Genomic DNA, 13910 nt, shown 5'->3' with positions numbered 1-13910 from the left:
ACCGCGTGCCGCCGCTGCGGCCGGGGCGTGCAGAGCATCGGCCCGCTGCCGAACGCGTCCGTCATCAGGTCCGACGAGCCCACCCCGTCACACCGGAGCAGTCGGGGCCGCCGACGGAATGCGTCGCATGAGGTGACGCGATGCGCGGGACGGAGTCAGTGGGTCGTGCGGCCATCCCATGACCGTCGGCGCGCGCGTCGCCCCGAAGGGTGTTGACAAGGCTCTGCGACATCTCCGTGGTAGGGGTGGGGTGTTGAGGGCTGGGGCGCAGCGCCGTCCGGACCCTCGAAGGTCCACGCGGACGGGTCGATCTTGGTCGACAACTCATCTCGCTCACTGTCTCTCACAAGCGATGCCACAGACCTGAGAAGATCGCAGCAGGGCCGCCCGCGCGCCTCGCGTGACCTCACCCCGGGAACACGGTTGAGTAGCCGGTACTCATCTTTTTCACCCCCTCCTTCGGCTATTCTCCGAAGGATTCCCCAGGGCTGCGCGGGCCCGGCGGAGCAGGCTTCGTCCCTGGGCCGGGCGACAACTCGCCGGCAGAGTCCCGTGTCCTCCTCCCCGTGCCCCGATCGTGCCCGACGGCCTTCCCGGATTCTCGAAGGAGCATGAAGTGCGCGTGAATGTGCGTGTTGGACGGCGCCCGCAACTGACGGGTCGCGCCGTAGCAGCAGTTGCGCTGTCCGCGGCCCTCGTCGTGCCCCTCGCTGCGGCCCCGTCGAGTGCGAACACGATCCACGGGAGTGCGTCGGTCCGACAGGACGGCACTGTGGAGACACGCGTTCATCTGCGGGAGCTGGCGCGGAAGTTGGTGGAAGAAGGAGTGCCTGGGGTGATCGTGCGGGTGGACGACGGTCACGGCAGGCCCATCGAGATCTCCGAGCAGGCGGCCTGGACGAAGAAGGACCATCGGCTCAGGGCGGACGACGAGGTGCGAGAGGCGTCCAACACCAAGACGGTGATGGCCACCCTCGTCCTGCAACTGGTCGCTGAGCACAGACTCGCCCTCACCGACCCGGTCGACAAGTGGCTGCCCGGCCAGGTGCGCAACGGCAGAGCGATCACCCTGCGCATGCTGCTCAACCACACGAGTGGGTTGTTCGACTACACCGATGACCCCGCCCTCGCACCGGCCCTGACTGGCCGGGACTCCCACGTATGGACGTCGGCGGAGATCCTGAGCCTGGTGAACAGACACCCGGCACTGTTCGAGCCCGGGACCGAGTGGTCGTACAGCAACACCAACTACATCGCGATCGGCGCCGTCCTGGAGAAGGCCACCGGCAACAGCCTTGCGGCGCTGGTGCGGGACCGGATCGCCGGACCTCTGGGGCTCCGGCACACCTTCTACGCCACCGGCTCCGCCTGGCACGGCCGGCACGCGCACGGCTACGAACCCGACGCCGCCCACATGCCACCGGACGTCCCCGACGACTTCAGGAACTACGCCGGACCGCAGCACGACGACCACGTGGACGTCACCGGCGACTACGTCACGGCCGACGGAGCGGACGCCGCGATCGTGTCCACCGCCGGTGACTGGTCCCGTTTCTACGGCGCGCTGATGTCGGGCCGCCTGCTGCCCGCCGCCCAACTGGCCGAGATGCGCACCACCGTGCCGGAGGACGGGCCGGGGGATCCGGACGGGCTCGGCTACGGGTTGGGCATCGAGACGGCGAAGACCGACTGTGGCACGGTCTGGGACCACGTCGGCATCGTCCCGGGCTATGCGACCTACAACGTCACCGACTCCACCGGCCGTCGCACGGCCGCCTTCTTCTTCGCCACGTCCACACTCACCAGGCAGGCACACCAGACCGGCGCTGCCCTGATGGACGCGATCAACTGCGCCGTACTCGACTGACCTGCACGTTTCCGCGAGAGCCGCCTCCGGAGTGCTCACCTGCCGTCTCAAGCCCCGCTGGGTGCGCGACGGCGCGACCCGGGCCCGGGTCGGCCGCGCCGGGACCAGGTGCGGTCCGAGATGTGTGCCGTCGCGCCAGGCCCAGTCCGTCGGCGCCGCTCGGGCTGTCTCCTCGTCCGGGCCCCCGGCACGGCATGATCAGTGGATGAAGAGCTTGCAGGACCGGACAGGCGGTGGCGACGTGGATGAGCAGAGTGAGATCTCCTCGGCGGCGGAGGCCGCGAACGACCCGCTGGTGCTGGCGTTCGGGAGGTTGCAGGGGGCCGCGAACCGGCTCGGATACATCCTGGGACGGGCGCTCGAGCAGGAGTGCGGCATCACTCACCTCATGTTCGAGGTGCTGCTCATTCTCGGCCGGTCGAAAGGGGCCGGGCTGTCCATGCGGGCCATCGCCCAGGAGCAGGTCCTGACCACGGGCGGTGCGACGCGCCTGGTGGACCGGATGGAGGCGGCCGGCCTGGTGGAGCGGGTCGAGGACCCTGACGACCGGCGCGGGAAGCTGGTGCGCCTCACCGCGCTCGGCGAGGAGACCAGCGTGCGCGCCGCCCGGCTGCACGTGGAGAACATCCGCCGCTACTTCCTCGCCCCGCTGCCCGCGGAGGACCGCGAACGGTTCGCCGACAACCTGCGCACCCTCAGCCACTCGGCCCGGGACGTGCTGCCCCGCTTGCCCTGAAAACCCCTCCCATGTGACCGGCATCACACATACGGCGAAATATCTGACGAGTCAGTTACTGTTTCCTCAGGCGAGTCGCTCGCAACCGGCGAGCGCAGCACAATCTGCCGAGGTCCTCGATGAAGCTCGTCTATGTCTTCGACGCCTACTGCGGCTGGTCGCACGGGTTCTCCCCGACCCTGCGCGAGGTCGTCTCCCGCCACCCCGGCCTTCCGGTCGAGGTGGTCTCCGGGGGCCTGTTCACCGGCTCGCGCCGGGTCCCGATCCGGGAGTTCGGCTACGTCCAGGGCGCGAACGCCGACATCGCCGGGCTGACCGGTGCCGTGTTCGGCGAGGCGTACGACCGGCTGATCGCGGACGGTTCGTTCGTCATGGACTCCGAGGCCGCGGCCCGTGGCATGGCGGCCCTGCGCCAGGTCGCCCCCGACCGCGCGGCGGAGCTGGCCACCGCTCTGCAGGACGCCTTCTACGTCGACGGACTCAGCCTCTCCGCCCCCGCGACCTACCGGAAGGTCGCCGAGGCGGCCGGGCTCGACGCCGACGCCGTGGTCGCCGTCCTCGACTCCCCCGCCGCGCAGGAGGCGGCCGAGGCCGACTTCCACCGGGCCGCCGCACTCGGTGTCAGGGGCTTCCCCACCCTGCTCGCCGTGGACGGTGACCGGGTGAGCCCCCTCGCGCACGGCCGGGCGACCGCCGACGAGGTCGACCGGCAGCTCGCCGCCCTGCACAGGCCCTGACGGTCACACCCGTCCCCGCCCCCGACTCCCGCCTAGGAGCCATCGATGAGCACCCTGTCCTTCAAGGTCCTCGACCTCGACTTCCCCGCCGGCAGCAAGAACAAGACGGCCACCCTCGTCACCGGCGAGAACGAGGCCCTCCTCGTCGACGCCGCCTTCACCCGCGCCGACGGCCACCGCCTCGCCGCCGAGATCCTCGACTCCGGCAAGACCCTCACCACCGTCTTCATCAGCCACGGCGACCCCGACTTCTACTTCGGCGCCGAAGTGGTCGCCGACGCCTTCCCCGACGCCAGGTTCGTCGCCACGCCCCTCGTCATCGAGCACATCAAGCACTCCTACGAGGGCAAGCTCAAGGCCTGGGCCGCCCTCGGCGCCAACCTGCCCACCCGGCTGGTCGACATCGAGCCTCTCACCGGCGACCTCAGCCTGGAGGGCCACCGCTTCGAGCTCAAGGGCGGCCCGGCTGCGCTGCCCGACCGCCACTACCTGTGGCAGGCCGAACACCGCGCCCTCCTGGGCGGCGTCCTGCTCTTCCAGCAGGAGCACGTCTGGGTCGCCGACACCCCCACCCCCGGCGACCGCGCCGCCTGGATCGGCCTCCTGGACGAAATGGCGGCCCTCGACCCGGAGTTGGTGGTCCCCGGCCACCGCCTGCCCGCCGCGCCCGCCGACGCCTCCGCGATCGCCGCCACCCGCGACTATCTCCTCGCCTTCGAGGAGGAGCTCGCCCACGCCACCGACGGCGCCGCGCTCAACGACGCCCTGCTCAAGCGCTACCCGGCCAACGGGATGCAGATCGCCGCCCAGATCGGCTCCAAGGTCGCCAAGGGCGAGATGAAGTGGGGCTGACCATGACCGACTTCGCCACATCGACTGCACCCGCCGATGTCGTGCGCCGGCAGTACCTGGCCTCCGCGGCCGGTGACCTGGCGGCGCTGCGGGCCACTCTCGCCCCGGACGTGGAGTGGACCGAGATGGCCGGCTTCCCGCTGGCCGGCACCTACCGCACCCCGGAGGGCGTCACGTCCAACGTGATGGAGCGGCTGGGCAAGGACTGGGACGACTGGACCGCCCACGACGACGCCTACGTCGTCGACGGCGAGAACGTCGTCGTCCTCGCCCGCTACACCGCGACCAACAAGGCCACCGGCAAGGCGATCGACGTCCGCGTCGCCCACCACTTCGTGGTGCGGGGCGGACTGATCGTCCGCTTCGAGCAGTTCGTCGACACCGCGCTCGTCCGCGAGGCGATGACCGGCTGAAGCCGGCACCGCGACAGCCGTGACCGCCCCCGGCCGGGGGCGGTGGCCCCTTCCGGCCACCGCCCCCGGCCGGTCGGCGTACAGGAGGACGACCTTGCGCAGACCCCTAGGCGTACCGACTAGTCGGTACTAGCCTCTGGCCACGCTCTCGGAGCCGGGTCTCCGCGCACCGTCCTCGTCACACCGGCGCGGGCATCCTGGTTCCGGGTATCCCTGGGAGGAGCCGTATGTCCGCCAGTACGACGCCGTTCGACGCCGACAGACCCGCACCCGACGCGCCCGCCACGGACACCGCCCGCCGCTGGCCCGGCTGTACCGCCGCGAACTGGCGGAGTATCCGCCCACGGGTCGCCGCATCGCGTATCTCGCGATCGTGGTGGTCACCACCGTCGTCCTGTACTACATGCTGTACATCCAGTACGCCGTAGCGACGTCGATCATCACGCACTTCGGCATGACGTACCGCTACTTCATCTGGGTCTCGGTGACAGGCAACGCGATCGGGGCCTTCGCCTCGCTCGTGGCGGGTCTGGCGGACCGTTGGGGCCGGGCGAATCTGGTGGTCTTCGGCCTGCTGGTCGCCGCCCTGCTGGTCTTCTTCGGGTTGCCGAACGCGGCGGACAAGACCGCCTACCTGGTGCTCTTCGCGCTCGTCAGCTTCATCGAGGGCATCGTGCTGGTCGCCACCCCGGCGCTGATCAGGGACTTCTCCCCACAGCTGGGCCGGGCCACCGCCATGGGGTACTGGACGATGGGCCCGGTCATCGGCTCCCTGGTGGTCACCACCGTCACCAGCAACACCCTCGACAGCGCCACCTGGCAGGACGAACTGCGCTATTCGGCGGTCGCCGGGTTCGTCGTCTTCGTCGTCGCGGTCTTCGCGCTGCGCGAGCTGTCCCCGGCGCTGCGCGACCAGATCATGGTGACGCTGCGCGACCGGGCGCTGGTCGAGGCGCGCGCCAAGGGGCTGGACACCGAGGCACTGCGCCGCGGCGAGTGGCGGCAGATGATGCGCCTGGACGTGCTGGGCTCGGCCTTCGCCATCGCCGTGTTCCTGCTGCTGTACTACGCGGCGGTCGGCAACTTCGTCGTCTACTTCTCGACCGTCTTCGGCTACAGCGAGCAGCGCACCAACGCGCTGGCCAACTGGTACTGGGGGGCGAACGCCATCGCCCTGGTACTGGTCGGCCTGCTCTCGGACCGGCTGAAAGTACGCAAGCCCTTCATGATCGTCGGAGCGGTCGGTTCCGTCGTGATGACCGCGGTCTTCGCCACCCGCGCCACCCACCCGGCGACCGACTACTACACCTTCGCCTGGCTGTTCGTGGGGATCGGCGTCTTCAGCGGCATCGCCTACGCGCCCTGGATGGCGGGTTTCACCGAGACGGTGGAGAAGCACAACCCGGCGGCGACCGCGGCGGGCCTGGCCGTGTGGGGCTGGACGGTGCGCATCGTGGTCGCCGTCTCCGCGGCCTTCATCCCGGTCCTGGTCACCTCCGCGACCCCGCTCGTCGAGCACGGCGCCGAGGTCAAGGCCGCCTCTGCTCAGGCGGCGCCCGCGCTGGCCGTCGTCGACGCGCACCCGCAGCTCTTCGCCGAGCTGAACAAGTACACCCCGGCCACGGTGCCGCCCGCGCTGAACGCCCGCGCCGTCCGGGAGGTCGGCGTGGCGGACCTCGCCGTGGTCCAGAAGGCGGGGCCGCAGCTGAAGGTGTTGCAGGAGTACGGCGCCAGGATCCAGAAGGCGTCGAAGGACGGACCGGGCGAGTGGCGGACGTGGTGGTGGATCTGTGTCGGCGGCCAGGTGCTCTTCGTGCCCTTCGTCTTCCTGATGGCGGGACGCTGGAGCCCGAAGAAGGCACGGATGGACGCCGAGGCGCACCAGGTCGCGGTCAGCCGTGAGCTGGCCGCTCTCGCCGCCGAGGAGTGATCGGACGATCGGACGCGGAGCCGGCCGCCCGTGGAGCGGGCGGCCGGGTGCGGGCCGGGGCGTCCGGTTCCCGCCCGGACACGCACCGCCCGGCGGACGGCACGGGGAAGCTCAGTCGGCGAGCAACATGCCGCGCTCCAGGCCCAGTTCGGACTCGGCCACGGTGCGCGGCATGTCCGCCGTGGGCGTCCTGCGGTGCTCGACGGTGGTGTTGACGTAGGCACTGGCGCCGTCGATCGCGACCAGGACGCGGGTGGCGGCGCCCCAGGGATCCGCGCACGCGAAGGGCCCGGCCGCCGTCCCGGCGGCGATGAGCTCCTCCAGGCGCCGGCACCACAGCAGCTCCTGCTTCATGACGTGCTCGCGCAGCACCGGGCGGTAGCGCGACAGGTGCCGCGCGTTCAGCCAGAGCTTGCTGACGTCGTCGAACTCGGCGCTCGTCGTGAGGCCGAAGAACCTCCGGAAGGTGCGCAGGGGGTCGTCCGGCTCCGGCGGCAGCAGGCCGTCGAGCTCCCTCATCGTGGCATGGGTGAACGCCTCGGCGACCAGTTCGTCCGCGGCGGGGAAGTAGTGGCCCACGAGCCCCGGCTGGACACCCAGCTCGTCGGCGATCCGACGCAGGGTGACGCACTCCAGGCCCTCGGTGAGGCCGATCCGCGCCGCCGTGGCGACGATCTCGCCGCGGCGCTCGGCGGGCGCCTTGCGCACCCGCTTGCCCGCTCTTGACGTCATACGCCGAATGCTATTGAGTGGGCAACCAATAAAGCAATTGGTTATGCGCCCAATAACAGGGACCGGCAGGAAGCCGGGGCTCAGAGCGGCGCAGGGAGGGCAGGGCGTGGTTCTGAGCGTCGGCCGTCGCCTCCCCTGGGCAGCTGCCGTCGCGGTGACGGCACCGGCCGCCCCGCCGAGCGGCCGGCGGAGCCGGGCCGACGGCCAGGTGCGACGGAGCCGTACCGGTCACGTCGTCACCACGGCGGCAGGGGGTGCGGCTGCCATTCCGAGGCGATCGGCATCGCCTGGCCACGGCCCCGGCTCTCCCCCGCGCTGAAGAGTGAAGGCCTCCTGCGGCCGCCGCAACGCTCCGGCCGGCTCCCCCGAACCCTGACCCCGATCTTCCCGCCACCCCCTGTCCCCTTACCCCCTGTGCCCTGCCGCTTGGAGGAACCATGTACGCCGTCACCGACCCGACCACCGGCGAGGTCGTCGAGACCTACCCGACCGCCACCGACGCCGAGGTCGCCGCGGCCGTCGACGCCGCACACGCCGCCGCCGGCTGGGGCCGTTCCACCACCGTGGCCGAACGCGCCGCGCTGCTGCGCCGCCTGGGCGACCTGCACGCCGAGCGCGGCGCCGAACTCGCGGCGAGCATCGTGCGGGAGATGGGCAAGCCGCTCGCCGAGGCGGAGGGCGAGATCGGCTTCTGCGTCGACATCTACCACTACTACGCCGACCACGCCGAGGAGTTCCTCGCGGACGAGCCCCTCGACGTCACCTCCGGCCCCGGCACCGCGGTCGTACGGCGTGGTCCGGTGGGCGTCCTGCTCGGCATCATGCCGTGGAACTTCCCGGCCTACCAGGTCGCCCGGTTCGCCGCCCCCAACCTGGCCGTCGGCAACACCATCGTCCTCAAGCACGCGCCGCAGTGTCCCGGTACCGCCGCGCTCCTGGAGCGGCTGTTCGCCGAGGCGGGCTTCCCCGCGGGCGCCTACGTCAACGTGTACGCCACCAACGAGCAGATCGCCGACGTGATCGCCGACCCCCGGGTGCACGGCGTCTCCCTCACCGGCTCCGAGCGGGCTGGCGCGGCCGTCGCCGAGATCGCCGGACGGCACCTGAAGAAGGTCGTCCTGGAACTCGGCGGCTCGGACCCGTTCCTGGTGCTGTCCACCGACGACCTGGACGCCGTCGTCGAGGCCGCGGTCGCCGCCCGCCTGGACAACACCGGCCAGGCCTGCAACGCCGCGAAGCGGTTCGTGGTCGTCGCGGACCTGTACGACGCGTTCGTCGAGAAGTTCACGGCCCGTCTGCTCGACTCCGCCACCGGGGCGCCGCTCTCCTCGGCGGCCGCCGCCGAGACCCTGGCGCGGCAGGTCGGCGAGGCCGTGGCCGAGGGCGCCACCCTGCACGGCACCGGCGAGCGGCAGGGCGCGTTCTTCCCGGCGGGCGTCCTCACCGGGCTGACCACCGAGCACACGGCAGCCCGCCAGGAGCTCTTCGGACCGGTCGCGATGGTCTTCCCGGCCGCCGACGAGGACGACGCCGTACGGATCGCCAACGACACCCCGTACGGCCTCGGCTCCTACGTTTTCACCACCGACCCCGAACAGGCCGCCCGGGTCGCCGACCGCATCGAGGCCGGCATGGTCTTCGTCAACGGCGTCGGCGCGGAGGGCGCCGAACTGCCCTTCGGCGGCGTCAAGCGCTCCGGCTTCGGCCGGGAACTCGGCCGGCTCGGCATCGAGGAGTTCACCAACAAGAAGCTGATCCGCACGGTGGCCTGACCGGCACCACGGATCCGCGGCCGGGCCCCGGGCAGTGCCGAACGGCACACCGCCCGGGGCCCGCGCCGTCCCCCCTCGATGCCAGGGGTGCAGACACACGTCCGGCTCCGCGCATGCCGGGCCGAGGGGCTCACAGGCGACAGCGGGCGCGCGGCCGCCGTGCGCCGAAGAGCTCACGCCGCCGTCCGGGTCGCCGCCAGCGACGTGCTGCTGCTGGTCGCCGAAGCCTGCACCGACGCCGAGATCGCCGACCGGCTCGGCATCGGCGACCAGACCGTGAAGTGCGATGTCTCACCACCCGCGACCGTCGCCGACGCGGCGCGGGCGGGCCGCAGGGTCGAGCGTCAGGGTGCTCTCCGCCGTCCCCGCGGTCCTCGCGCCGACACAGATCGGCGGAACGAGAACCGCGGGGGCGGGCTGCCGGTCCCGGCCGGTTGCGGCGAGGCCGATCGGACCGTTACGGCTTCACGCGCACGATCTGCGGGTCGTGGTCGCTGGTCTGCGCGGCGAACTCGCTGTTGATGTGCACCACGTCGTAGTCGGCGTCGTGCTTCAGGCCCGGGCTGACCAGGATGTGGTCCAGCACCTGGGAGTTGCCCTCGTAGACGTACGAGTAACGCTCCTTGACCGGCAGGGTGTTCACCAGGTCGGTGAGGATCGTGCCGTTCGCCGTGAGTGCGGTGACCGCGGGCGAGAACTGGTAGTCGTTCAGGTCGCCCAGGACGACGAGGTCGGCCTTCGGGTTCGCCTTCTCCAGTGACTCGACGAACTCCCGCTCCACCAGGGCCTGGCGGTTGCGCTGCGCCTCGGAGCTGCGCGCCGGCGGCTGCACGCGGCTGTCGATCGCCTGGTCGCCGCCCTTGCTGTTGAAGTGGTTGGCGATGACGAAGAGCGTCTTGCCGCGGAAGGTGAACTCACCGGCCAGAGGCTTGCGCGAGGAGGTCCAGGCGTCGTCCGTCGGCGCGATGCGGCCGGGCGACGCGGTCAGGTGCGTGTCGGCACCCGTACCGGTCACACCGACGGCCGTGGCGGAGTCGCCGCCCGGACGGTCGGTGAACTGCACACGGTCGGGGTTGAACAGGAACACCTGGCGGATGTTGCCGCCCGGCTGGCCGCCGTCCTTGTCGTTGACGGGGTCGATCTGCCGCCACTCGTAACGCGGGCCGCCGGCCGCGACGATCGCGTCGACCAGCTTGCCCAGCGTCTTGTCGGCGGCGACCGTACCGTCGTCGGTGGCGCCGCTGTTGTCCTGGATCTCCTCCAGCGCGACGATGTCGGGCGAACGGAGGTTCGTCACCAGGCCCTTGGCGAGCGCGTCGAACTTCGTCTGCGCGTTGTCCGGGGCGAGGTTCTCCACGTTGTACGTGGCGACGCTCACCTGCGAGGAGCTCTGCTTCGCCGTCACCTCGGGCTTGATGTCACCCTTGGTGACGGTACCGATGGTGCGGGCCTGGACCGCGTAGGTGCCGGCGAACTGGTTGTAGTCCAGCGGGCCCTCGGTGGTGCCGGCCAGCGTGTCGCCCACGTTCGCCACGGGGAACGCCTGCTGGGCGGTCGGGATCAGCGACTGGACCATGAGGCGCCCCGAGTTGGGGTCGTCGTAGCCCTTGTACAGGGTGCCGCCCCGCTTGGTGGGGTTCTGGTCCGGCTGGACCGTCACCCACAGCTCGGAGTACGAGTCCGTCGCGCCGACCACACGGCTGCTGCCGATGCGGACGTTCATGCCCTCCAGCGACTCGTAGGTGTCGAGGGCGTACTCGTCCGGGCGCAGCGGCAGGTTCTCGATGCTCGCGCCGCCCGCCTGCGGGGCGAACTGCTCGGGCACCGAACGCTCGTCGAGGACGACCGGGGCCGGCACGGCGTTGCCGCTGGACACCACGGTCACCGTGGCCTTGGTCAGTTCGGTGACCGACTGTATGCCGGTGTCCTGGCCGCCCGGGTAGTACTCCTGGACCGTCGCGTCGAGGGAGACGCTGTCGCCGACCTTCACGGTGGGCGTGGCCGAACCGGTGAAGACGAAGATGCCCTCGCTGGTGCGGGGATCCGCGTCGGGGTTCGGGTCCTGGACCCAGAAACCCTGCGAGGAGCCGTACCCGCGGACGCCGGTGACGATGCCGGTGACACCCGAGACGGCCTTGCCGTTGAGCGGCGAGAGGCGGGTGTCGCCCTGGATGTCGTGGATCTTCGCCGGGGTGGCCGGCGGGGTGGTGGGCGGCGGCGAGGACGGCGGGTCGGTGGGGGTGCCACCGGTGTCCCCGCTGTTCTGCGGCGAGGGGTCGCCCGCGGTGAAGTCCGCGGCGTTGTCGTCGGTGTCGGCGAGGGAGGCGGCACGCGACACGGACGCGGTGTTGCTCGCGCCGGCCGCCGCGCCGTTGCCCTCGTGCACCACGGCGGTGCCGAATCCGACCAGGTCCTTCACCCGCGAGTCCGCCAGGCAGTCGGTGGCGGTGAGGCAGGTCAGCGGGTCGCTGCCGGTGACCAGCGCGATGGTGCCGTTGGTGCCCGACATGTTGATGGAGCCGGTGGCGTCGGGGGTCGGAAGCGCCTTGGTGCCGCCCGCGCCCGCGGCCTCCTGGACCAGGTAGCGGCCGCCGCCCGCGAGCGAACCGGTGAGCGGGGTCGACTGCCACTTGGAGGAGGCGGTCGGCGCGCCCGGCAGGTACTGGACGCTGTACCCGCTCAGGTCCACCGGGCCGCTGCCCGCGTTGGCCAGCTCCACGAAGTCGTTGGTGTACGTGGCACCCGAGTTGCCGCCGCCTCCGTAGACCTCGGCGATCAGGGCCTCGTGTGAGGCGGCCAGGGCGTTGACGCTCAGACCGGCTGTGGCGAGCACCACGGCACCCGCGATGCCGTAGGGCAGGACGCGCTTACGTCTGGAGCGCTGCGGGCGGGGCTCGGCGGCCTCGGAGGGGTGCGACACGGAGGGGTCTCCTTCATACGGACGGCATGACGCGGGTGCGCGAGCGCACCGGGCCCGCCCGGGCGTACGGACCGGGCCAAGATACGCGCGTAGACAATGCGACCGCAGCACTTGGGAGATGAACTCTGCGATACAAACGGAGGTCCCGTATTCCGGTTCCGGAGCCCGGAGTTCCCGCGTGTCCGGCCAACGGGTCCGGCGCCTTGCCGAGCGCCCAACGCGCTCCGCGCCGCGGTGCGGGTCGCGTCGATCCACGCGGTGGCCGCCGCCCGGTCGCACCCGGTCGCGCCCGGTCGCGCCCGACCGTGACGCTCACCGCCTCCGCGACGCTGCCGAACGCTGCGTCAACCGGCGCCGAGGCCGCCGGCGACAACCAGTTCGCGACTGGTGAACTCGCCCGTGAGCATGGGCATGGCGGCAGCGATCGCTTCCTTGGCCTCGGGCAACCGCAGGGATGCGTCGTGGTGGTCCTTCGATTCCCAGACCTCCGTGACCACGATCGTGTCCGGGTCATCGGCGGCCAGGCCCACCACGTAGCTGCTGCAGCCGAGTTCGCGGAGACTCTCCGCTCCGGAGAGCAGGAGCGCAACCACGTCGTCACGCTTGCCCGGCCGGGTCTTCATCGAGCCGATGTAGCCATAGGCCATGTCACGCCGCCTTCCTCGGGGCTGTTGTCACGAGGCACCATCATGGCCACCTCCTCGGGCGACGCGGCCGGCACCCCGCCGCGACCCGATGGACTCGCCCTGATCGCATTTCGCTGCCCGTTCCCGTTCCCGTTCCCGTTCCCGTTCCCGTTCCCGTTCCCGTTCCGAGGAGCGGAGCGGAGCGGGCCAGGGCCAGCAGGATCCCTGCCGCCGTCAAAGGCCCTTCAGGACGCGATCGAGTGCCGACCGGCCTGCGGGCCCCCAGTGCGGCTTGCCGCCGGGCAGGCCGCGGTCACCGTTCCGGCCCATCAGCATCAGGAACAGGCTCTTCATCGCGGCCAGTCCGCGCGCCCGTCGTACCGCCGCCTCGTCCGCCTGCGCGTAGCTGTCGAAGAACCGCGCGGCGCCGCCGGCGGGGAGCAGCAGCCAGGCGGCCGCGAGGTCCCACGCCGGGTCGCCGGCGAAGAGTGCGCCGAAGTCGACGACACCGGCCAGTGTCCCGTCCGCGACGACGACGTTCGCGGGATGCAGATCGCCGTGCACCCACACCGGTGGGCCCTCCCACCGCGGGGCCGCCACCGCTTCGCCCCAGACTGCACGGATCCCGTCGGCGAGGTCGGCAGGGGCAACGGCCTGGAAGAAGTGGTCGAAGCCGTCCGTGCAGTCCTTGGGATGCGCGCCGAAGTCCGAAGCGGTCGGTGCGTCGGCGGGCGCCTCCACGTGCAGCGCCCTGAGGAAGCCCGACAGCGTCTCCGCCGCGTGGTCGACGCGCGTGATCGAGCCGTGGTCCAGTGGCGTGCCTTCGACCCATGTCATGACGGTCCAGACCTTGGGGAAGCGCTCGGACGGTGCGCCGCTCCGCACCGGGGTCGGGATCGGCAGCGGCAGGCACGGGGCCAGCGCCGGCAGCCACCGGCGCTCCTTGAGCTGCAGATCGGGGCTCGGGTCCATCCGCTGCATCCGGACGGCCAACTCGTCACCGAGGCGCCACATCTGGTTGCCCCAGCCGCCCTCCACCTCGCGGATGGGCAGCCCGGCCAGATCCGGATGCTGTTCCCGCAGCAGGTCGCGGACCAGATCCTCGCCGATCTCGATCTCGGATTCGATCATGCCGACTCACCCTAGTCGAGACGGGCGGCCGCGGCGTCGGCAGATCGGCGACAACGACGGCGACGGGCCTGCGGCCGATGAGGAACCCCCACGGCCCGCTTCTCACCCCCGGCCACCGTCCGCCCGTATACGCCAGGGAAAATTCAGTTCATCGGTCCGCAAACCGGTCGCTGGATCGGTGTAATCGGCACAGA

The 13910-nt window shown here is 71.2% G+C and carries 11 protein-coding genes; 7 read left to right on the top strand and 4 right to left on the bottom strand.

What is annotated here, in order from left to right:
- Positions 1–835: 835 nt before the first annotated feature.
- From JF597_RS07430 to JF597_RS07405, 6 genes are all read left to right on the top strand, one after another.
- Complete coding sequence (locus tag JF597_RS07430; RefSeq protein WP_293990836.1) at positions 836–1867, top strand: serine hydrolase domain-containing protein; 1032 nt, start codon at positions 836–838, stop codon at positions 1865–1867.
- Positions 1868–2108: 241 nt separating this feature from the next.
- Positions 2109–2603, top strand: coding sequence for a MarR family transcriptional regulator (locus JF597_RS07425; protein ID WP_293991011.1), 495 nt, complete (start codon positions 2109–2111; stop codon positions 2601–2603).
- 119 nt (positions 2604–2722) lie between these two features.
- The gene (locus JF597_RS07420; RefSeq protein ID WP_293990834.1) at positions 2723–3340 is read left to right on the top strand and encodes a DsbA family protein; all 618 of its coding nucleotides are present in this window, start codon (positions 2723–2725) and stop codon (positions 3338–3340) included.
- A 45-nt stretch (positions 3341–3385) separates the two neighbouring features.
- Positions 3386–4192 (top strand): MBL fold metallo-hydrolase, encoded by an 807-nt coding sequence (locus JF597_RS07415; protein WP_293990832.1) that lies wholly within the window; start codon positions 3386–3388, stop codon positions 4190–4192.
- A gap of 2 nt (positions 4193–4194) precedes the next feature.
- Positions 4195–4605 carry a nuclear transport factor 2 family protein gene (locus JF597_RS07410; RefSeq protein WP_293990830.1) on the top strand — a complete coding sequence of 137 codons (411 nt, stop codon included), beginning with the start codon at positions 4195–4197 and terminating at the stop codon, positions 4603–4605.
- Positions 4606–4978: 373 nt separating this feature from the next.
- Positions 4979–6535: an MFS transporter gene (locus JF597_RS07405; protein ID WP_293990828.1), complete on the top strand. Its 1557-nt coding sequence runs from the start codon at positions 4979–4981 to the stop codon at positions 6533–6535.
- A 111-nt stretch (positions 6536–6646) separates the two neighbouring features.
- Here JF597_RS07405 and JF597_RS07400 read toward each other — a convergent pair whose 3' ends face one another.
- Positions 6647–7267 carry a TetR family transcriptional regulator C-terminal domain-containing protein gene (locus JF597_RS07400; protein WP_293990826.1) on the bottom strand — a complete coding sequence of 207 codons (621 nt, stop codon included), beginning with the start codon at positions 7265–7267 and terminating at the stop codon, positions 6647–6649.
- Positions 7268–7704: 437 nt separating this feature from the next.
- Between JF597_RS07400 and JF597_RS07395 the strand changes: the two genes are divergently transcribed.
- A complete protein-coding gene (locus tag JF597_RS07395) occupies positions 7705–9039 on the top strand; it encodes an NAD-dependent succinate-semialdehyde dehydrogenase (protein WP_293990824.1) in 1335 nt (444 codons plus the stop codon).
- Positions 9040–9496: 457 nt separating this feature from the next.
- Here the strand turns inward: JF597_RS07395 and JF597_RS07390 are convergent, their stop codons facing one another.
- From JF597_RS07390 to JF597_RS07380, 3 genes are all read right to left on the bottom strand, one after another.
- The gene (locus tag JF597_RS07390) at positions 9497–11875 is read right to left on the bottom strand and encodes an endonuclease/exonuclease/phosphatase family protein (protein ID WP_293991009.1); all 2379 of its coding nucleotides are present in this window, start codon (positions 11873–11875) and stop codon (positions 9497–9499) included.
- Positions 11876–12303: 428 nt separating this feature from the next.
- Positions 12304–12606 carry a putative quinol monooxygenase gene (locus JF597_RS07385; protein WP_293990822.1) on the bottom strand — a complete coding sequence of 101 codons (303 nt, stop codon included), beginning with the start codon at positions 12604–12606 and terminating at the stop codon, positions 12304–12306.
- A 213-nt stretch (positions 12607–12819) separates the two neighbouring features.
- Positions 12820–13716, bottom strand: coding sequence for an aminoglycoside phosphotransferase family protein (locus JF597_RS07380; RefSeq protein WP_293990820.1), 897 nt, complete (start codon positions 13714–13716; stop codon positions 12820–12822).
- Positions 13717–13910: the final 194 nt, after the last annotated feature.

This window comes from Streptomyces sp., assembly GCF_019510245.1.
Classification (GTDB): domain Bacteria; phylum Actinomycetota; class Actinomycetes; order Streptomycetales; family Streptomycetaceae; genus Streptomyces.
The sequence above is the reverse complement of the archived record's forward strand: the minus strand, read 5'-3'. Positions and strand labels throughout refer to the sequence as shown.